At 51.9% G+C, this 20596-nt stretch carries 21 protein-coding genes and 1 other RNA gene; 7 read left to right on the forward strand and 15 right to left on the reverse strand.

Going from position 1 to position 20596, the window contains the following annotated elements; genetic code table 11:
• Positions 1–103: 103 nt before the first annotated feature.
• Together ACS18Q_RS09490 and ACS18Q_RS09495 are read right to left on the reverse strand one after the other, a co-directional pair.
• Positions 104–943, reverse strand: a complete 840-nt coding sequence (locus ACS18Q_RS09490; protein ID WP_004725131.1) for a PRD domain-containing protein — start codon at positions 941–943, stop codon at positions 104–106.
• A 242-nt stretch (positions 944–1185) separates the two neighbouring features.
• Entirely contained in the window at positions 1186–2136 is a 951-nt protein-coding gene (locus ACS18Q_RS09495; RefSeq protein WP_242011041.1) for an AEC family transporter, read from the reverse strand.
• A gap of 94 nt (positions 2137–2230) precedes the next feature.
• On the opposite strand from ACS18Q_RS09495, the gene ACS18Q_RS09500 reads away from it, so the two are divergent.
• The gene (locus ACS18Q_RS09500) at positions 2231–3121 is read left to right on the forward strand and encodes a LysR family transcriptional regulator (protein ID WP_441257004.1); all 891 of its coding nucleotides are present in this window, start codon (positions 2231–2233) and stop codon (positions 3119–3121) included.
• 200 nt (positions 3122–3321) lie between these two features.
• Here the strand turns inward: ACS18Q_RS09500 and ffs are convergent.
• From ffs to ACS18Q_RS09515, 3 genes are all read right to left on the reverse strand, one after another.
• Positions 3322–3418, reverse strand: an RNA gene (gene ffs, locus ACS18Q_RS09505) — signal recognition particle sRNA small type.
• Positions 3419–3549: 131 nt separating this feature from the next.
• Positions 3550–5580, reverse strand: coding sequence for a GGDEF domain-containing protein (locus tag ACS18Q_RS09510; RefSeq protein ID WP_441257005.1), 2031 nt, complete (start codon positions 5578–5580; stop codon positions 3550–3552).
• 129 nt (positions 5581–5709) lie between these two features.
• Positions 5710–6447, reverse strand: a complete 738-nt coding sequence (locus tag ACS18Q_RS09515) for a hypothetical protein (RefSeq protein ID WP_038150940.1) — start codon at positions 6445–6447, stop codon at positions 5710–5712.
• A gap of 54 nt (positions 6448–6501) precedes the next feature.
• Between ACS18Q_RS09515 and ACS18Q_RS09520 the strand changes: the two genes are divergently transcribed.
• Positions 6502–6804 carry an MGMT family protein gene (locus ACS18Q_RS09520; RefSeq protein WP_158140505.1) on the forward strand — a complete coding sequence of 101 codons (303 nt, stop codon included), beginning with the start codon at positions 6502–6504 and terminating at the stop codon, positions 6802–6804.
• Positions 6805–6864: 60 nt separating this feature from the next.
• Here ACS18Q_RS09520 and ACS18Q_RS09525 read toward each other — a convergent pair whose 3' ends face one another.
• Positions 6865–7311, reverse strand: coding sequence for a YbaY family lipoprotein (locus ACS18Q_RS09525; protein WP_081454425.1), 447 nt, complete (start codon positions 7309–7311; stop codon positions 6865–6867).
• A 138-nt stretch (positions 7312–7449) separates the two neighbouring features.
• Here ACS18Q_RS09525 and tesB point away from each other — a divergent pair, with 138 nt between their 5' ends.
• On the forward strand, positions 7450–8313 hold the full coding sequence (tesB, locus tag ACS18Q_RS09530) for an acyl-CoA thioesterase II (RefSeq protein WP_158140503.1): 864 nt from the start codon (positions 7450–7452) through the stop codon (positions 8311–8313).
• Between the two features lie 250 nt (positions 8314–8563).
• Here tesB and ACS18Q_RS09535 read toward each other — a convergent pair whose 3' ends face one another.
• Positions 8564–9022, reverse strand: coding sequence for an Lrp/AsnC family transcriptional regulator (locus tag ACS18Q_RS09535; RefSeq protein ID WP_004725121.1), 459 nt, complete (start codon positions 9020–9022; stop codon positions 8564–8566).
• Between the two features lie 172 nt (positions 9023–9194).
• On the opposite strand from ACS18Q_RS09535, the gene ACS18Q_RS09540 reads away from it, so the two are divergent.
• Positions 9195–10262, forward strand: coding sequence for a PLP-dependent cysteine synthase family protein (locus ACS18Q_RS09540; RefSeq protein WP_441257006.1), 1068 nt, complete (start codon positions 9195–9197; stop codon positions 10260–10262).
• 25 nt (positions 10263–10287) lie between these two features.
• Here the strand turns inward: ACS18Q_RS09540 and fliJ are convergent, their stop codons facing one another.
• Genes fliJ through ACS18Q_RS09580 form a run of 8 tightly spaced genes read right to left on the reverse strand, consistent with a single transcriptional unit; the run spans position 10288 to position 18280 of the window.
• A complete protein-coding gene (gene fliJ, locus ACS18Q_RS09545) occupies positions 10288–10728 on the reverse strand; it encodes a flagellar export protein FliJ (RefSeq protein ID WP_004725119.1) in 441 nt (146 codons plus the stop codon).
• A gap of 8 nt (positions 10729–10736) precedes the next feature.
• The gene (gene fliI, locus ACS18Q_RS09550; RefSeq protein ID WP_441257007.1) at positions 10737–12083 is read right to left on the reverse strand and encodes a flagellar protein export ATPase FliI; all 1347 of its coding nucleotides are present in this window, start codon (positions 12081–12083) and stop codon (positions 10737–10739) included.
• Positions 12076–12819 carry a flagellar assembly protein FliH gene (gene fliH / locus ACS18Q_RS09555; RefSeq protein ID WP_441257008.1) on the reverse strand — a complete coding sequence of 248 codons (744 nt, stop codon included), beginning with the start codon at positions 12817–12819 and terminating at the stop codon, positions 12076–12078. The genes fliI and fliH overlap by 8 nt, the downstream gene beginning before the upstream one ends.
• 3 nt (positions 12820–12822) lie before the next feature.
• The gene (locus ACS18Q_RS09560; protein ID WP_020329974.1) at positions 12823–13842 is read right to left on the reverse strand and encodes a flagellar motor switch protein FliG; all 1020 of its coding nucleotides are present in this window, start codon (positions 13840–13842) and stop codon (positions 12823–12825) included.
• Complete coding sequence (gene fliF / locus ACS18Q_RS09565) at positions 13805–15544, reverse strand: flagellar basal-body MS-ring/collar protein FliF (RefSeq protein WP_283513181.1); 1740 nt, start codon at positions 15542–15544, stop codon at positions 13805–13807. Before fliF ends, ACS18Q_RS09560 begins: the two co-directional genes overlap by 38 nt.
• A 3-nt stretch (positions 15545–15547) precedes the next feature.
• Positions 15548–15904 carry a flagellar hook-basal body complex protein FliE gene (gene fliE / locus ACS18Q_RS09570; RefSeq protein ID WP_014204738.1) on the reverse strand — a complete coding sequence of 119 codons (357 nt, stop codon included), beginning with the start codon at positions 15902–15904 and terminating at the stop codon, positions 15548–15550.
• Between the two features lie 13 nt (positions 15905–15917).
• On the reverse strand, positions 15918–17249 hold the full coding sequence (locus ACS18Q_RS09575; protein WP_014204737.1) for a sigma-54-dependent transcriptional regulator: 1332 nt from the start codon (positions 17247–17249) through the stop codon (positions 15918–15920).
• The gene (locus tag ACS18Q_RS09580) at positions 17249–18280 is read right to left on the reverse strand and encodes an OmpA family protein (protein WP_441257638.1); all 1032 of its coding nucleotides are present in this window, start codon (positions 18278–18280) and stop codon (positions 17249–17251) included. Before ACS18Q_RS09580 ends, ACS18Q_RS09575 begins: the two co-directional genes overlap by 1 nt.
• A gap of 358 nt (positions 18281–18638) precedes the next feature.
• On the opposite strand from ACS18Q_RS09580, the gene ACS18Q_RS09585 reads away from it, so the two are divergent.
• The 3 genes from ACS18Q_RS09585 to fliP are packed head-to-tail and all read left to right on the forward strand — an operon-like array spanning position 18639 to position 20593.
• On the forward strand, positions 18639–19457 hold the full coding sequence (locus ACS18Q_RS09585; RefSeq protein WP_038150933.1) for a FliM/FliN family flagellar motor switch protein: 819 nt from the start codon (positions 18639–18641) through the stop codon (positions 19455–19457).
• The gene (gene fliN / locus ACS18Q_RS09590; protein WP_004725110.1) at positions 19454–19822 is read left to right on the forward strand and encodes a flagellar motor switch protein FliN; all 369 of its coding nucleotides are present in this window, start codon (positions 19454–19456) and stop codon (positions 19820–19822) included. The genes ACS18Q_RS09585 and fliN overlap by 4 nt, the downstream gene beginning before the upstream one ends.
• 12 nt (positions 19823–19834) lie before the next feature.
• Positions 19835–20593 (forward strand): flagellar type III secretion system pore protein FliP, encoded by a 759-nt coding sequence (fliP, locus tag ACS18Q_RS09595; protein WP_441257009.1) that lies wholly within the window; start codon positions 19835–19837, stop codon positions 20591–20593.
• The last annotated feature ends 3 nt before the right edge of the window (positions 20594–20596 follow it).

Consider the following 20596-nt stretch of genomic DNA (forward strand, 5'->3'; position numbering starts at 1 on the left):
GTATGTCTCCAGAAAGAAATGTTAATTGGCTGCTAGCGCAGCGAATAATCCCTCTGGTGTTTGCCTGATTGAACAGTAACAAGCCTTGTGGAAATAAATGTAACTATCTAACGTCGTTCAGAACTCTGTCAATATGAATGACTAAATACAGTTTTTCCGAGTCACTCATCGGGTGACCGTATGTTTTTCGAACAAATTCAGAAATCGTATCAACACATTGATGAGTTTTAGTTAACTCTTTGATTAACAAGTCCGACAGTAAAGAATCGTGATTTGTAATGACCTCCTTTTTACCAATACGTTGGGCAAAAAACTTAAGATGAGTAACGAATCGATGATAATTTTGTGAATTTTCATCCAGTTCAACATTAAAAACATACTTAACAATATTAAGTATTTGATAAACAATTTTTGTCAGTGACTTAAAATCATTTAAATTGCTATTATCTGCATTAATAATATGCAACGCGATACTACAAGCTTCAGATTTTTCTAACAGCACTCCCCAATTTAAAAGTATTTTTTGAATGATACCTTCAGCAAATTTAAATTCTTTATCGTAAAAACTGCGAATCTCCCATTCAAAAGGGTTCGGTATACTTAAACCGTCTTTAGAGCGTTTGATGGCGAAGTCTAAATGATCCGACAACGACACGAACAAACCATTGCCAAATTTTCTGTTCAGTGCTTTTTCCGCTTCATCGCAGATAAATTCTGTCATCTGAACAACTTCGAGAGGCAAACTTTCCATCAATACTTTAAGTCGTTCAGATGTCGCATCGCCTTGATTTAAAACGAAAACTTTTTCTGCGACATGTGGATCGATGGCTTTGCCAGGTTGCGCTTTAAAACCTAACCCTTTTCCTGTCAGGATTAACTCCCGTCCACTCTCGTCGGCGGCACTGACCACGTTGTTATTGAGCACTTGTAGTATTGTAAACATGCCTTTGTGTTCTCGCTAGGATACTAAAAAACAAAAAAGGCGAACCTGCTATACAAAACACAAAGCCAGCCATCACTAGCTTTATTGTGTTATGCATACAGTTTCGCCCTAATGGTAACAATCTGTATATATGTTTTGCAAAGTACATGAATCGCTGGGTAACGTCTATTCAGGATTGTTGCATCTGTGAACTCTATCCGCTTTTCTTATCAAAGAGACAAAAGCCGATTTACTGACTAAATCTAGGAGCTCAGTTGAAAAGCGTACACCAAGAGAGCGACCGTGATAGGAGACAGCACTGTCGAAAGCAAAATTACATCTGATGTTAACGAACATTCGCGTTCATAATATTCCGCCACCATAAAAGGCCCTGTCCCCGTAGGCAGCGCAGAAAGCAACAAGATACAGAGTAATGCTGGCTCAGGGAGTGAAAATAGAGCACTTACAAGAAGTAAGACTAGCGCTGGATGGACAATCAACTTCGTAAACACAAACGCTACAGTTCGTTTGGTGATAAACGCACTCGGACGATTGGCTTTTCTCCCACCAATAAAAAAACCAATCGTCACTAAAGCACAAGGTGCTGCTGCGCCCCCCAGTAAATCTAATGATTGGCTCATGAACAGAGGCAGATGTAAGCCAAGAATTGGCACAATAGAAGCAATGACAGGCGCGACAATAATTGGGTTACTCGCCACTTTTTTCACAACGGTCATCGCAATCTGTCGCTGATTTTTTCCGCTGCTGCAACCGCATTCAACCAAGATAATGCTGAAGGCGAACAGTATACACACGGTAATGATTGTTGCACTCAGCGCATAGGTTTGAGACTCCTCACCCACAATAGCAAGCAGCAATGGAAACCCCATGAATCCAGTGTTTGCATAACTACTGTTCAGTGCATCAATTGAAGCATCGGCTAATACACGCCCTCTTTTTAGCTGAAACAACAACGTGAATATGAAAAGGATGGCAGTCGCCAGTAGAAACGCAGTAATAAATTCAGGACGCCACAATTGTTTCCACTCAGAAGTTGCGACGATCTTGAAGAGCAGCGCCGGAAGGGCGAGAAACACAACAAATTTATTCAACTCTTTTGTGGCTTGGTCGCTGACCCAACCTTTCGAACGCAACAACCAGCCACTGAAAATCAAAGCAAATATGGGGCATATAATCAAAAATGTAGATACCACGTCATACCCATTGTTTAGAAGAAAAAAATCACTCTATCCACACCCCTTCATTTAATCTAATATAATTATTCACACCTCTTGATACCTTTTTTGTATGAACATTGATATTAAACAACTCAAGTACTTTGTCGCTGTCGCTGAAACTGGGAATATTGGCCAAGCCGCGAAATGGCTGCACCTTACGCAGCCACCGCTTAGTCGGCAGATTAGCCTCTTGGAAAATGAGCTATCTACCCCCCTTTTTATCAGACATCCCAAGGGGGTGACATTAACACCGGCTGGAGAGAGTTTTTACAAGGACTCTAAGCAGATTTTGGCTTCTCTGTCAGATGCTTATAAGAACGTTCAGAACATTGTTCAAGGTAAAGCCGGGCAACTTTCCATCGGGTTTATGATGCATGCGGCGTACAATATAATTCCTCAACTGACAAAGAAATATTTGGCCCAATACCCCGACGTTGCTTTGCACCTGCAAGAGGTCATTCCCACAGATCTCGTTCAACTGATTCAAGCCGCTAAATTTGATGCCGCAATCATGTGGAAAACAGAGTGTGATACAAGCTTAAACGTATTAAAACTCAGAGAAGAGAAGCTTTGCTTAGCGGTGCCATCCACGCACCCACTCGCGAAAAGCGACACCGTTTCTGGGGCTGCGCTTGCACAAGAATCCTTTATCGCAACGCCATTAAGTGTTGCGCCTGAACTACGGAATGCACTACAAAGTTATGCCCGCCAATTCAATTTTGAACCCAAAGTAATTTTGGAAACTCAACTACAGCAAACCATCGTTAATATGGTGTCAGAAGAACTAGGGATAGCACTGGTCCCTGAACCACTAAAGAAGATTCAAATACCTAACGTAACGTTCCGAGATTTACCCAATGCTCCTACTGTGGAATATGTCATCGTTTGGAGAAAAGACAGCCTCAATCCAGCATTATTGAACCTAATTGAACGGATAAAAAGCGACTTTAATATGTATTGAAGCACCAGAAATTTGCGCACGAACACGGGACATCTTTGATCGTGCCAAACGACAAGCCATTAGAAAAATCAAAGAGATTTAGACTACTTGATGAGGTTCAAATGAATCAATCATGATGGTGTAAAAATAATGATGGTATGGAAATATTGGTGGTATAGAAATGAAGCGGTAGAAATACTGAGGGGTCAGCAGATGGGTGGAAGCCCCAGCCACATCCCGGCACACACGTCATTCGCTGTGGCTGCTTCCTTCCGGACCTGACCAAATTCACGAACTAGTGTTGCGGGAGGACCAGGGCCCCCATAGGTCACTTCAGCTTGTCGCCGAAGAGTGGTGAGGATTATCCGGTATCGCCCTTGCTATTGCAACCCCAAATCGGGGGAAAAGCATTGATTTACCGTCAACTGCCCACCATTTGAACAATTTGATTAATTCACTTCCATCACTTCTCTCGTTGAGCGCACCACGCTCTCGAATGGCCGTTTATGCTTCTCTTTGTACATCGCAATATCGGTTTGATGCAGCACTTCTTGCAGCGACATGTACCGCTCACGATCCGTCGATACACCAATCGCAACACTGACATCAAAGCTCACATCGCGCTCGGTGCAGATAAACAGGAAATGTTCCAGTTGCTCGATGGTGGCTTGCAATGCTTCACCGCGCGCCTCACCGACCAAAATGAATTCATCGCCCCCAATGCGGTACGCATTGCCCTTGCCTTTCCACACGTGTTGAATCCGTGCCGCAAGCTGCTTGAGCACCTTGTCACCAATTTCATGGCCGTAGGTGTCATTGATGGGCTTAAACTGGTTCACATCGAGATACACCAGCGTGGTTCGTGCCGATAAACCGCGTCGATACCGACGATACAGCGACCGGCGATTGCGCAAGCGAGTCAGGTTGTCGGTATTCGACTGCACATTGAGGTACAGCGCGACACTCAGCAGCACCAGCACCAACAGAATGAACAGCCATTGGCTGTGACGGGCAAAACGCTTTTCGGTCAACAGCGTCGCACGCCAGTCGGGTTGATAGTCGTATTTTTTAATGATCTTTTGAGTGTCGATGATTTTAATCGCACGTGTGAAGAGCGGCGCCAGCGCCGCACCCACGGGATTCTTTGGAAAACCAATCGCAATGTCGTAAGCATAGAAACTGCCAATCATGGGATCTTCCACAATCGGCAGCAACGAATCAGCATCCCGCAGGATCTGATTAAAATTGGCTTTGCTCAGCACGATGTAGTCGACTTGTTTGTCCAGCAGCGCCTGAATCTGCTCTTCTTGGTTGGAGAAAGTGACTAAGCCTTTGTTTGGCAGCATGATTTGCATCAGCTCTTCAAAGAAATCGTCTTTCACCACCCCGATGCGTTCCACCACCAGCTCCGAGACATTGCTGTACACATTCTCTTTGTAGCCTTCACGTTTCACCATCACCGCTTGTGGGTGGTAATAACTTTCGCTGAAGTAGACCACTTTTTTACGCTGCTCAGAAATGGAAATCGGAGCCACGATATCAATGTGCTTATCCTGAATGTCGGCAAACATGCTTTCCCACGTTTCATCGGCAGTACTGACCAAATCACACTTGAGCAGCAGAATGTCACACGCCTGAAACACGACATCGGCGCTGATGCCTTTCACCGAGCCATCATTGCCATAATTGGCATATTGAGTCAGGTTCTCCAACTTCACGCGTAGTGGGCGCTGTTGATTCACGCCACTGTCGATTACCGCTTGGCGCAGCGCCTGTTTGCGAATGTCGAATTGATATTTTTGAATCGATTCACGCAGCAGTTTTTGCACTTTGGCGGAGTGCACAAAGGTTTCGAATGATTTGAGTAACTCGGCATGCTTGCCTTTGGGCACAATCAGCGACACCGGTTGAATCGAAATGCGATCGTTGAGCAACTGCGCATCCAAACCGCGAGTGAGCATGGGTTTGAGTTGGTTAATCGCATCCACGACCCCATCCACGTCGGCATTTTCCAGTAGCACTTTGGCTTCGCTGAACCCGTCGTATTCCACTTGTGTCAGGTGCGGATAGTTTTCTCGAATCAGCTCGCCATAAATCGTCCCTTTTGGCACACCGATACGTTTGATTTCGTCCAGCGTGGCATTGGTGTAGCTGTAAAGGTAGGTGTATTCGATATTGGTGGGCGCCGAATAATCAAAGCGTTTGGCGCGCTCATCGGTGTACGTGACGTTCGCCGCGAAATCACTTTCACCGGATTCGACCGATTTTAAAATCGCATCGAAACTGGGGTAATTCACATACTGAATATCGATATTGAATTGGTACGCGATCGCATCAAATAGCACACGCGTGACAACATCGTCCGCTTCAGTCGCGACTAAATAAGGTTGATCATTTTTCGGTTGCGCAGCTTGAGCCAGCACTGTGAAGAAGAACAGCATTAGCAACAACCAGACGCGGGTTGTTAGCGTTTTAAACATTGACGTTGTTTTTTTATAGAATTGTAATTTTAATAACCGCTGATAATACCGAAACTTCACGCGTATGCTAAGGACTTATGATGGCAAGCCCCATAAGTTTGCACTAGATTCGATTTTTGATGCATACGTTTACAACGGCTGTTCTTCCGTGCTTTTTAAAATGTAGTCCGTCATCCAAGCAGTCGACAACAAGCAGAGCCAAACCACAAACACTGAGTTCGGCACGTCAATGTCGGGCGACAGCACTACCGCCATGAAACTCACCGCAGGCAATGTCCAGCACAACAGCTTGCTCCAGTGAAACGATTTGACCTGCGACAGGCTCTCCAATATGGCGACCAAGCCAGTCAGACACAGCGCAATCACCGACGCGAATGTGAGCCCAGCGACCCACAAAGGAATGACTAGCCCCAGCGCCCACCAGCTATGGCGATGGCTCGGTTTCCAGCTCGCAGCCGCCCACCATACTGCCATCACGGACACGATTTGGACGATGGTCATCCAAGGGGCGCCGCCCAGTTTTCCTGCCGATTGCGTCACCATGATGCCCACTTGCAAAGTCAGTACAATCAACGCGCTGACCGCCATAATGCCTTTATTGCTGCCTCGTGAAAACGCTACCATCATCATCGGAAAGAGAACCCACATGCTCACAGAAAGCGCAACGGGTTGGTGCGGAAGGGTAATGCCAAAAGCAGCCATCCCAGCCAGCAGAACGAAGCCACTCACGCCGCCGCGTGGCAGAATCCAGAGTGCGGGAATAACGAAGGTAATGAATGGAATGTCACCCTCGCTCAAGCCAAGCGCTCGGGCACAGACCATGACCAATACCGTTGTGATTAGAAATTGAAACGTGGACAATACCAACTCCAGCTCCTTATACCTTTCCGTGGTAACTATTGAACTAGGGACACTCTCATTATGGACCAATTTTTAGCACAGATCTTTGCTGTTATTCACCAAATTCCGCACGGAAAAGTTTCAACCTACGGCGAAATTGCGCGAATGGCCGGTTATCCGGGTTACGCGCGCCATGTGGGAAAAGCCTTGGGCAACTTACCCAAAGATAGCAAACTGCCGTGGTTTCGGGTGATTAATAGCAAAGGCGAGATTTCACTCATCGGCCCCGATTGGGAGCGACAGCGAGAACGTCTGGTCGCGGAAGGCATTGCAGTCAGTGCTGAGGGAAGAATTTCCCTCAAGAAATACAAATGGCAGCCCTAAGGCTGCCATTGGCTTCATCACACAGTGAACGTGATCAGCACAAAGCGATCATGAAACCACTCAGTTAGCGCGAACGCCGACTAGCTTCAAATTCACTTGGTTAGTGTTATGCTCATCAGTAATCACACCGTAATGGGTATCGGTGATAAAGCGCAGTTTGCCGTTTAGCTCAATACGAGCGCTGACACTGTAGGTATGACGCGCGTCGATTTGCGCGCTGTCGTATGCCAGTTCAAACGCAAACGGTACTTGCTTGCCTTTCGTCTCAAAGGTTTGAGTCGCGATCACTTTCGCTGGCGCATCCATCAGAGAAACGTCTTGCAGGGTCACGGTCACCACCGCGTTGTCGGGCAGCGCGATGCGCTCACGGTAAGCCATGGTGCCGCTGACGGTTTGCATGGTAGCGGGTGTGGTTTGCGTCATTGGGCTAGTCTCCTCCGCGTTCTGGCAACCCACCAGAACCGAACCCAGTAAAACCGATGACGCCAAAATTAATGCCTTTTTCATAGTGCCTCACTTGAATCAAGGAAATCGCAGGCATTATAAGATCCGTTTCATAAACTGTCATGACACACGCTAGGTCTTGACAAATATTTGACCGAACTCACAAAATAACAACGCACATAACCAAACAGGTGAGGAGCCATGAGCAAACCATTAAACGAGCTGTTGGACTTACTACAGCTAGAAAAACTGGAAGAGGGTCTCTACCGCGGCGCAAGCGAAAACCTTGGCTTACCACAGGTATACGGTGGTCAGGTGATCGGTCAGGCGTTGTCGGCGGCGCGTTACACGGTGGCACCCGATCGCACCGTGCACTCTTTTCACAGTTACTTCCTCCATCCTGGCGATCCTGAAAAACCGATCATTTACGATGTTGAGAACCTGCGCGATGGCCGCAGTTTTAGCACACGTCGCGTGAAAGCGATTCAAAACGGCCGCCCAATTTTCTACCTCACCGCCTCTTACCACGGTGAAGCGCCGGGCTTTGAGCACCAGAAAACCATGCCGGATGTTCCGGGGCCAGAGAACTTTGCCTCAGAATCCGAATTGGCGGCGCAAATTGCGCACCTGCTGCCAGAAAAAGTGAAGAAAGTGTTCTGTGGTGAAAAGCCGATTGAGATGCGTCCGGTGACCGTCATCAATCCGCTGAATCCGCAAAAAGCGGAACCCAAACAGTACCTGTGGATTCGTGCCAACGGCGAACTGCCTAACAACCAACTCATTCACCAATACCTGCTGGGTTACGCCTCAGACTGGGGATTTTTGGTCACGGCGCTACACCCGCACCAAGTGACGCTGATGACGCCGAAGTTCCAAGTGGCCACCATCGACCACTCGATTTGGTTCCACCGTCCGTTCAAAATGGATGAATGGTTGCTGTATGCGATTGAAAGCCCGACGGCGAGCAACACGCGCGGCTTAGTGCGTGGGGAAATCTACAACCGTGAAGGCCATCTGGTCGCTACCGCCGTGCAAGAAGGCGTGATGCGGTTTAAAAACAGCTGAGTTTTTCGCACTGAGGCTTTACCTTCACCCAAGGTCAGGCTTTAAAGTGCTACCGACATTCACTTTGGAGGGGACATGATGGGATGCTGTAATCAACCACCCAATGGCGGTAGCACAGACATCAAACCGCTACTCAAAGCATTCGCGGTCTTGCTGGCCGTGGTTCTGCTGCTCGCTTGGTTATTTGGCTAAGCTTGCCTGCCTTCAACGGCCTGATATCGCTTCACCGCTGGCATCAGGTCGTTACGTGTTAAAGCGGTAACTCGGTGGTGTACTTGAGCGATTCCATCGCAAAAGTCGATGTAACGTTATTCAGCCCGCCAACGCTGTTCACCAGCTTTTTGTAAAACTGGTCAAAGTGCTTCATGTCTTTGACCAGCACTTTCATCATGTAGTCGTACTCCCCCGCCATGCGGTAGAACTCCATCACTTCCGGGTAGTCATCCACCGTCGCCACAAAACGGCGATACCACTCGTGCGAATGGTCGCTGGTTTTGACCATCACAAAAGCGATAAATGACAAGTCGAGTTTTTCCGGATCAAGCAGCGCGACCCGTTTGCTGAGAATGCCAGATTCTTCCAGCTTTTTCAGTCGCTTCCAGCAAGGCGTGGTGGTGAGATGAACCGCTTCCGCCAAATCGTTGAGCGACACCGTGCTGTCTTTTTGCAAAATTGCCAAGATCTGACGATCAATTTTGTCGAGTTGCATGCGTTCATACCCACTTAAGGAGAAAATTATTCTCCAAACCTACAAAACTATAGGCAAATTAGCAAAGTTTTTCTCCCTTCTTACAGCTAAATTATTCCCATACCGAATTCACTTGTCTCAAACATTGCGCGACCTTGCGCTGGGTTTGGGATTCACGCTCATGGAGACACCTATGTGCACCGACCATCAATGGATTAACAGCGCGATCCGCAAAATCGAAGCCGACTTTCAACGCTCTGCCGACACGCACCTGATCAAACTCGACCTGCCGTGCGTGGCTGGCATCGACATCTATCTGAAAGATGAAAGCACTCACCCGACCGGCTCACTCAAACACCGTTTGGCGCGTTCACTGTTTCTCTACGCCATTTGTAACGGCTGGGTTGGTCCGGACACACCGATCATCGAATCATCCTCCGGCAGCACCGCAGTGTCTGAAGCGTACTTTGCGCGCCTGCTCGGTCTGCCATTTATTGCCGTGATGCCCAAATGCACCGCGCGTAAGAAGATTGAGCAGATTGAGTTTTACGGCGGCAAAGCCCATTTGGTCGACCGCTCGGATCAGATTTATGATGAATCGCGCCGTCTGGCTCAAGAGCTGAATGGTCATTACATGGACCAATTCACCTACGCCGAGCGCGCCACCGACTGGCGTGGCAACAGCAACATCGCCGACAGCATTTTTCATCAGATGAAGATGGAAGATCACCCGATCCCGAGCTGGATCGTGATGAGTCCGGGAACGGGCGGCACGTCCGCAACCATTGGCCGCTTTATTCGCTATCAGCAGTACAACACCAAGCTGTGCGTGGTCGATCCGGAGAATTCGGTGTTTTACGATTTCTACCAAACCCGTAATCCGAACCTGACACTCAAGTGCGGTAGCAAAATTGAAGGCATTGGCCGCCCTCGTGTCGAGCCAAGCTTTATTCCGAATGTGGTGGATGAGATGCGGGTGGTGCCGGATGCAGCAAGCATCGCGACCATTCAATGGCTGGAAAAAATTCTCGGCCGTAAAGCGGGCGCCTCCACCGGCACCAACCTGTATGGCGCGCTGCAACTGGCGAGTGAGATGAAACGCCGCGGAGAAACTGGCTCGATTGTGACGCTGCTGTGCGACAGCGGTGAGCGTTACCTGGATACCTACTACAACCCGGCCTGGCTGGCGGAGAATATCGCCGATCTGTCACCGTATCTGGCCAAGCTGGAAACGTTTCAGGCCACTGGCGAACTGGCGTAAGTTCCTGCTCGTCGCCCTATTCGAATCACAATGCGCGCTTACGATGGCGCGCATTGAGGATATCTTCAATCTGCTTCTGCTCTTTGCGCGCGCGTTCAAACGCCTGCTTTTTTCGCCAGCGCTCCAGCACCTGTTCTAACCCTTTGACCCGCGCGTGTTTACTCTCCAGCACCTGTTGCACCGAATGACACTGCGCCGCCATCACCGCTTGTTCCTGCTCATGGTGACGCAGCAGTTTTTGCAGCATGTGGTCGACCCGATTGAGGTTCATCAACAGCGCACTGTTGAGCGTTGGCGCGTGCAGCGTTGAATCGCCAGCGCTGGATTTAAGACTCGCCAATTGATTGAGCTGCGCTTGCAGATATTGATGACGCTGGCGCATCGAATCGAGCTGCTGCCCGATGCGATCGCGGGTTTTCTCTTCGACCTGTTGCAGTTTGCCGACAGCGCGAATCTTCTCTTTCATGACTTCCCTCACGGCATTTGAAACAGCTGAGCCAGTTGGGTCAGACTTGCGGTGTAATCGACACGCTCGTTGGCCGACTGTTGCAGAAATGCTTTGAGATGAGGATACATGGAGACGGCGCGATCCAGCTCCGCATCCTGCCCCGGCTGGTAACCGCCGAGCGGCAGCAGCTCTTTGACCTGCAAATAGTTGGCATAGAGCTGGCGAAACTGATTGGCAACCGTGACGTGCGCCTCCGGTGTCACCGCCGACATACAGCGGCTGATCGACGCGTTGACATCAATCGCCGGGTAGTGCCCCTGCTCGGCCAACTGACGCGACAACACCACATGACCATCGAGGATCGCGCGTGCTGAATCGACCACCGGATCTTGCTGATCGTCCCCTTCGGCCAGCACGGTATAAATGGCGCTCAGGCTGCCATCCGGGTTGTCGCTGTTGCCCGCCCGTTCAAGCAGTTGCGGCAACACGCTGAATACCGACGGCGGATAGCCGCGCGATGCAGGCGGTTCGCCAAGCGACAAGGCAATTTCACGCTGCGCCATCGCATAGCGGGTCAGCGAATCCATCAGCAGCAGGACATCTTTACCCTGATCGCGAAAATATTCCGCTACGCGGTGGCAAAGCAGCGTCGCGCGCAGACGCATCAACGGCGACTCATCCGCTGGTGCGGCAATGATGATCGCTTTGCGGCGTGCTTGTTCAGTCAGGTTGCGCTCGATGAATTCACGCACCTCGCGGCCACGTTCCCCAATCAGCCCAACCACAATCACGTCCGCTTCCGTGTTCTGGGTGATCATCCCCATCAATACACTTTTGCCCACGCCGCTGCCGGCCATCAGGCCGATACGCTGACCTTTGCCGACCGTCAGCAGGCCATTAATCGTGCGTACGCCAACATCGAGCGGCGTGTCCACCGGCCGACGTTTGAGCGGGTTAATCGGCTTGGGTTCGAGCGACACGCGGTCGCCACCGCGCAGCGGCACGCCGTCATCCAGTGCTTCGCCTAACCCGTTCACCACCCGGCCGAGCCATTGGCTGCTGAGCTGCACCGTGCTGTCGCCTTCCAGCGGCACCACTTTCGCCCCGGCAAACAGGCCACCCAAGCGGCGAATGGGCATTAAATAAGCGACATTGTGGTCGAAACCGACCACTTGTGCTTCGATCATGTCGCCTTCAGCGGTTTCGACAAGACAGCGCTGTTCGAGTTTGAAGCGGCAGCCCACCGCTTGCAGCATCAGGCCGTTCACCTTCACCAGTCGCCCGGTCACCCGCGCCACTGGCACGGAATCGAGCGACGCGATGGCATCGTTGAGGCGGTCCGTCAGCATTCCGCCGCTGTGCGGATTACTCATCCGCCACCTCTTGCCCTGCGGTGACTTCCTCCAGCAAATGCTGTTTCACATTGTCCATGCACGCTTGCAGGCGTGAATCACAGCTGGCATCGGCTTCGGCATCGTCCGTGACCAGATGGCAACCGCCCACGGGCAGCTCTTTGTTCGCCACCAGTTTCCAGCTCTTTGGCAGATCGGCATTGATGTCGCGAATGCGGTCCAGATCCTGCGGATTCAGATGCACGGTCACGCTTTCCGCTTTGCCCGGCATCGCATCGAGGGTTTCGCCCACTAGCGACAAAATCTGCTGTGGCATCAGCGTCAGTTCGGCACGAATGACCTGCTGCGCGACTTTCTGCACCAGCTCACAAATGATGTGACGCTGCTGCTGCTCGCGTTCCGCCTGCCAGCGCGACAGGGTTTGATACAGTTCGTTGACCGGCTTGGCGGCGTCCAAAAAGTGCTGCTTACCGGACTGTTCGCCGGAGACAAAGCCTTTCTGAAAACCCTCTTTCTGGCCGTCCATCATGCCTTGTTGCTTGCCCTGTTCCAGCCCCTGACGCAAACCTTCGTCATAGCCCTGCTGCAACCCTTGCTGAAAACCTGCTTCGAGCTGCTGCTGAATATCCACCTGCGTGTCCTGCCACTCGTCATCGAGCAACCGTTCGTCCGGTGCCTTCACCGGCTGAGCCAGTGGCGGGAAACGGTGCAGACGATAACTGCCCGTTGGCAGACGCATAATTTTTTCTGCTGACATGGCTTACTCCACCGTCGGTTCCTGATAAAGCAGCAGTTCGATTTCGCCTGCTTCACTCAGTTCACGCACAATCTGCATGATGTCCTGACGCGCGCGCTCAACCCGGCTAAGGGCAACCGCACCACGCACCTGCATATCGTCTTCCAGCGCCTTGACCATCCGTTGCGGCATCGAGCGTTTGATCGCTTGTTGCAACGTGATCTCCGCCCCCTTGAGCGCAATGCCCCACAACTCCATCGGTACCTGTTGCACCAGACGGTCCATGGTCTCTTCGCGCTGACGGCCGAGCACCATAAAGTCAAACATGTTCTGTTCGATTTCGCTCACCACATCTTCATCATGCAGTTTGAGCATTTCCATCAGCGTGGCGCGATCGCCTTCAAAGCGGTTAATGATATCCGCGACCTGTTTCACGCCGGACAGCGGCGCGCTTTGCGTCACCGATACCTGTTCGATGCAACGTTCAATCAGCTCATTGAGATCGTTGGCGACCTGATGGTCGATGTCCTGCAGACGCGCGATGCGGTACAGCAGCTCATCGTGATAATCCTGCGGCAGGCATTTCAACACCGCAGACGAACTGTCCGGCGGCAGATAGGCGAGGAAAATCGCCTGCATCTGCGGGTGTTCGTTGCTGATAAAACGCGCCAGCATTTCCGCGTCCACCCATTGCAGACGCTGCATGTTGTTGCGAATCTCGTCGCCATACAGGTTGTTGAGCAGGCCTTTGGCCAGATCGTTACCCAGCGCTTTGCGCAGCGTGTTGGACAAGTACTCTTTTGACGCGCCACGAATGCCACTGTGCTGACGAAAATCATCAAAGAACTGCTGAATGATGTTTTTCGCGTTGTCGCTTTTGATGCCGCTGAGGCGCGCCATCGCTTTGGTCACGCGCTGCGTTTCATCGCGGCTGAAATGACGCAGCACTTTCGCCGCGGCATCTTCGCCCATTCCGAGCAGGACCAGTGCGGTCTGCTCGACATGATTAAGCTCTTGGTTCTGCGTTGACTGTGCTGTGTTCATTCACATTTACCCACTGTTTCAAGACTTCTGCGACGCGTTCTGGCTCTTCATTGGCAATCAGCTGCAGATGTTTCAGTTGAATTTCTAACGGCGATCCCGGCGGTGGCAGCATGTCGCTGCTCACGTCCAGACCGCTGGATGCTTTGATACCCTTCTCTTCCAAGCGGCGGTTGAGCGCGTCTTCCCGTTCACGCTCTTCACGAGTTTGAAGATTTTCGTAATAAGGCTCTTCTGGCGGCGGCGCAAACTCCAGCTCTTGGCTGCGGCGATCCGCACCGGTAAGATGCATGATCAGCGGACGCAACACGAAGACAATCATCGCCATGCCCAGCAGGCCGCCAATCACGTAACGCAGCGGCTGCTGTACGGTCGGATCCTGCCACCACGGAATGCTTGGCGGCGCTTCAATCTCAATCGGCGTGAAGTTAAAGCTCATCAGACTCAGGCTGTCACCGCGCGCGGCGCTGATGCCAACGGCATCCATTAGCATGGCGGAGATTTCCGTCTTCTCTTGGTCGCTCCACGCGGTGCCATTCGGCGCAGCCGCCGAGTTCAACAGCACAGAAACGTTGAGTTTTTTCACCTGACCTTGCTGGTACTGCGTACGGCGCACACTGCTGCCCACGGCGTACTGACGGTTGATTTCAGAACGCGCGTTCGAGTTCTGGCTGTCCTGAGTCGGCTTCTCACCGGTCACTGGCGGCTGATTGCTCAGCGACCCCGGAATGCCGAGCGCAATCTGGTCAATGGAGTTGTTCTGAACGGTGTGTTCGTTTTGCACCACGGGGGTGTTGTCGAGGATTTCCTGCGTCTCTTCCACGCGGCTGAAATCCATGTCGGCTGCCACCTGTACGCGGAAGTTGCTTGGCCCGACGATCGGCGTCAGCATGTCTGCCGCGCGCTGAATCACCTGCTTCTCCAGGTTCTTCTGGTAATCAAGGTATTTGGCGTTCACTTTGCCTGAATCACCCGACGCCACGTCGGCGCTCAGCAAACGGCCATACTGGTCAATCACCGAGACGAATTCCGGCTTCATGCCCGTCACACTGCCCACTACCAGATTGATGATCGCTTCCACCTGCTCCGGTTTGAGGTCTTCACCCGCTTTGAGTTCCAGCATGACGGACGCCGACGGCGCTTCGCCGTTCTGGCGCACAAACAACGTTTGACGAGGAATAGCAAGATGCACGCGCGCATTCGACACTGCATTGAGTGCGATGATAGTGCGCACTAACTCACCTTCCAGACCGTGGCGGTAACGGGCGGTTTCCATAAACTGGCTGGTGCCAAGCGAGCTGTCTTCTTGCAGTGAATCCAGCCCGGTCGGCAGCTTGGCTTTGATGCCTTTGGCAGCCAGCAGCATGCGCACGCGCGCCACTTCCCCTTCCGGCACCAGAACTTGGCCATTCTGCTCTTGCAAGCGGTAGCTGATGCTTTCCGCTTCCAGCACCGAAACGATGTCGCCCACATCAAACTGCTCTTGCTGACCATACAGCGGACGGAAGCTCTGCGAAGAACTCCACAGCGCGACCACAATCAGCGCCGCCACAATCGCGGCCAGCACCGCCGAGAGCACCAGATTGCGCTGACTGCTTGACCACAGCTGTTTCAATTTACGGCTGACATCGTCCATGCCTCTGACCGAAGCGCCATTCGGGCTGATGCCACTGGCACCCGCCACTTGAGTAGTAAGTTCAGACATGATTTACACCGGCATCTTCATAATGTCTTCAAACGACGCAACCACTTTGTTGCGCACCTGCATCAGCGCGTTAAACGACAGGCTGGCCTTCTGGCTGGCGATCATCGCCCCGACCAAATCGTCGCTCTTGCCGGTTTCCACCGCGGTCATTTTGCTGCTGGCGACCGCCTGATGCTGGTTCACCACATCCAGAACCTGCGTCATGGCCGATGAAAACGACAGGGGCGGATTGACCGCTTTGACGTCCAGCGGGTTCGCACTGACGACGAAGTCCGGCGTCGCCTCTACGCGCATCGCGTCCATTTTGGTGAGCATTAACTGCTCGGCGGACATTGCATTCCCGATAGGTTGATTTGCCATGTTTACCTCTCCTTTAGGCGGCTGAGCCTAGTACTGACTGAAGGTCGATGCCCTGTTCACGCATCGCCGCCAATTTGTAGCGCAGTGCGCGGGTCGATACGCCCAGAGCATTCGCCGTTTTCGTCCGGTTGCCACCGAACTGACGAAGTTTGTCCAGAATGTATTGGTATTCCGCCTGTTTCTTCGCTTCGACGTGACCAAAGGCCGCATCAGATGCCACAGGCTGTGAAGGCGACTGAAACTCCACCGGCAGCATCAGATCCTGCGCGGTGATGTAGTCGCCGTGACGCATCACCAGAGCACGCTGAATCACGTTCTCCAGCTCACGAATGTTGCCCGGCCAGTGGTATTGGCTGAGCGCCACGCGCGCGTCCTGAGACAGATGGCACTTACTGCCATCCTGATATTTGGTAATAAAGAACTGGCTGATCGGCAGGATGTCCTCTTTGCGCTCGCGCAGCGGTGGCCAGTGCAAAGGCAGCACATCCAGACGGTAATAGAGATCTTCACGGAACTGGCCTTTCTGCACCTCTTCGCGCAAGTCTTTGTTGGTGGCGGCAATCACGCGGATATCGAGCTGAATCGCCTTGTGGCTGCCCACCCGTTCCACTTCCCGCTCCTGCAAGACACGCAGCAACTTGGCCTGCACAGCTGGTGACATTTCGCCGATTTCGTCGAGCAGAATGGTGCCGCCGTTGGCCTCTTCAAACTTACCGCTTTGCGACGCCAGCGCGCCGGTAAACGCGCCTTTGACGTGACCAAACAGCACCGCTTCCAGCATTGATTCCGGAATGGCGGCACAGTTGACCGCCACAAACGGACCGTCTGCGCGGTTAGATTGTTGGTGCACGTAACGCGCCAGCACTTCTTTACCCGTGCCGGACTCGCCGGTGATCAGCACGCTGGCGCTGGTGCAGGCGGCGCGATGCGCCAGTTGCAGCACCTGTTTACTACGCCAAGATTCGGCGACGATGTTGGCCATCGGTTTGCCGAGCGCTTCCACGCGGCGCAGCAGATTCAATAACTGATTGGATTCAAACGGACGCAGCAGATAATCAGTCGCGCCCGCTTTCATGGTTTCTGCCGCCAGAATGCCCTGATCCTGATCGACAATCGCAATTGCCACCCCCGCGCCGGCTTGCTTCTGATGACACGCGACCCACTCACGCACGCCCATATCCGGTAAGTTGGCACTCACCACCGTGATGGCGGCGGCCTCTTGTAATAACGCACTGCGGCCGGTACGTGCATGACGCACGCGGTAGCCGGCTTCGATCAAAACATCGATGACAGGTTGAGCGAGTAGTTCGTTTGGCTCAACCAACAAAATATCTGACTTCGTCATTACTGAACCTTCATTGAGTCATTGGTTGGAGGAGTGGCGGCCACCACGCTTTCGTCGTCACGGACTAAGCGGATCACCACGCGGCGGTTTTGAGCACGGCCGGATTCGGTCGCGTTGCTGGCCACGGGATACCGCGAGCCGTGAGCGCGAATCTGAATTTTGTCAGCCGCGACCCCGAGTGTTTCCAGCACTGCAGCAACTTGCTCGGCACGGCTGCGCGACACACTCAGGTTGGCTAAACGTGAACCGACATTGTCTGTGTGGCCATCAATCAGCAGATGCGTCACCCGTTTGTCACGCGCAACATAAGAGATCAAATCACGCAGTGTGTGTTGCTGAGCCCCGCTCAACGACTGCTGACCCGAGGCAAAATAGAGAGAAGTATCGCGCGCTTCGGCAAAGGTGATCGCCGGTAGCTGCTGCTGACAAACTTTGAACTGGGTGATGACGTTGTGCACGCGAATGGAAGGCAGCGTGACCCGCTGCGACTCGGAAGGGGCGCTTCCGCTCAGCGACAGTTGCAGCCACTGCCCTTGGTCGATGGCGTGCAATACCGTGTCAATCTGAGTCGAAAAAGAGAAGCGGTTGCCTTGGTGGCGAACCCCTTCGCTCACCGGAGTCGCCTGCTGTGGCACAATCCACGGCGGCGTCAGCAATGACAGCGCTGCGTGTTGCCAACTCACCGGGCTATTATTGAAGCGAAATTCAAAGGTAACTTTATTATTTGTGACTGAGCGGAAATAAAATTTCCTCTGCGGAACTTCCGTATGCACCAAATTGCAATTAAATGCATCACCTTTATATATCCAAGATGACAAGTCCATCGGAACGTTTATCTCTTGTTGAGAGAAAGCTGGCGTAGATAGAAATAAACCTAAAGCACAAGAAGTAAAAGAACATATTTTTAACACGTGATGATAAAAATATTTTTTACCTTCTATTGACACTTTCCTGTCATTTAAATATGCCATCGAATTATCATAACTGGCATACATTTTCATATTGATGTCCCAATCTGATTCAATGTTCATCACGTTACAAGCCTTGTAAAATCAAGCAGTAAGCATAATGAACCTGATGAATAAACAACCAACTAATACAAAAAATTATCTTCCGTGACATCTTCTGCAGCGATTCATTCGCCATCTTAAACACGAAAAAACAGCCTATAAATTAGGCTGATCATTTTTTATTCATTTATATCTATATTTATTTATCGACCAACCTACTCGCTTTCATATTGTTATTGAAGAACTAAATTGGCACTTCAAATCAACATGTGAACTAACGTCACAAAGTTATAATTAGGCACTAAAAATAAATAAAAAATTCTGTGTAGACTGTGCTCCACAAAGAAAACACTCTCTGTCAACGCACGGTAAAATATAAATGGAAAATCAAATCCAGACGCCTATTCCCGAGGTGAAGACCTTAAACGTGGAACTATTAGGAAAACCGATTCATATTATTCGGGAAAAACTGGACACCATTATCACCGACGCCTGTAACGGCCTGACCAGTGAGCTACAGAACTGGCTGACCACCCATCACATCGATGTGGCGCTGGATTCGGTGGAACTGCACAGCGTGAAGCCTTCGGACATCGACAAGCGCAGCGTGACCCAGTTTTGTCATCAAGACGGCGGCGCGCTATTTGTCCGCCTTGACAGCCACATGCTGATCACGCTGGCCGATCGCTTTTACGGCGCCAACATGGCGCGCAGCCAGAGTGTCTTGACCAGCAGCGATCGCCGCCTGCAAGAGCGCATCGGTAAAGTCGTGGCCCATTGGGTCGCACCGCAAGAAATGTGGCAACTGCACGAGGGCGACATCGGCAACGGTATCGGCCTCAAAGCAGAACTGTCGGTGCGTTATGCCGACCAGCACGGTGTGTTGACGCTGATTATGGAAAGCCAGTTGGTGCAAACCCTGATTGATCAACTGGATCTGCAACCCAATACCGAGTTGAACGCGCAGTTTCGCCGCTCGCTGCAACACACGCCTGTGCGTCTCAATGTGCTGCTGAGCAAGAAAACCATGCCCCTCAGCGACGTGTTGCGCCTGACGCCAAATGACATTCTCCCCATCGATTTACTCTCCACGGTGCCGGTCAGCATCGGTCACGAACGCCTGTTTTCTGGCCGGATTGCCGAGCAAGAAGGCCAACTGGTGTTGATTTTAAACCAAGATAAGGAATCCCTAAGATGAGTGACGCTCTAGACAATGCCAGCTTTGATGACGAAGCGCTCAATTTCGATGAGTTTCATCTGGAAGATTTGGAACCTGAAACCGAGGGTGACACCGCGCCAAACGTGGAACGCGATTTGAGCTTCTTTCGCAATATTCCGGTCACCGTCACGTTGGAAGTTGCCAGCAAAGCAATCGCCCTTGGCGAGCTGATGAAAGCGGGCGAAGGCAGCGTGATTGAACTGGACAAGCTCAACGGCGAGCCACTGGATGTGAAAGTGAACGGCGCCCTGCTCGGCCACGCCGAAGTGGTGGTGGTGAACGACAAATACGGCCTGCGCCTGATTGATGTGCTCGACAGCGCCCTCACCGCTGTGGGCCAATAACAGGGCTGTGTCATGACTCAACCGCGTTCCCTGCGCTGGGTTGGCGCGCTGGCACTTGGGCTGATGCTGTGTGCATGGCCGACGCTGGCGGCCGATAACGGCCTGACCCTGTTTACGGTCTCCGACGGCAGCACTCAGGAAGAGTACAGCGTCAAGCTGCAAATTCTGTTGCTGATGACGGCGCTGAGTTTTCTGCCGGCGTTCATTCTGATGGGCACCAGCTTTACCCGCATCATCGTGGTGCTGGCGATATTGCGCCAAGCGCTCGGCCTGCAACAGAGCCCGCCCAATCGCGTTCTGGTCGGGATTGCGCTGGCGCTGTCGCTGCTCATCATGCGTCCGGTGTGGAGCGAGGTGTATGAGCATGCGTTCAAACCGTATGACCAAGGCCAAATTACGCTGATGCAGGCGTTTTCCGTCGCGGAAAAACCGGTGCGCAATTTCATGCTGGCGCAGACACAACAAAGTTCGCTGGAGCAGATGCTGCGCATTGCTAACGAGCCGCTGGATCAGAAGGTCGACGACATTTCGTTTGCCGTCGTCCTGCCGGCGTTTGTCATCAGTGAGCTGAAAACCGCGTTTCAAATCGGCTTCATGCTGTTCATTCCGTTTCTCATCATCGATTTGGTGGTCGCCAGTGTGTTGATGGCGATGGGGATGATGATGCTCTCGCCACTGATCATCTCGCTGCCGTTCAAACTGGTGGTGTTTGTACTGGTCGATGGCTGGGCCATGACGGTCGGCACCCTCTCGGCCAGCTTCGCGCAGTAGCGT

The organism is Vibrio sp. Vf1514, from assembly GCF_052076135.1.
Classification (GTDB): domain Bacteria; phylum Pseudomonadota; class Gammaproteobacteria; order Enterobacterales; family Vibrionaceae; genus Vibrio; species Vibrio furnissii.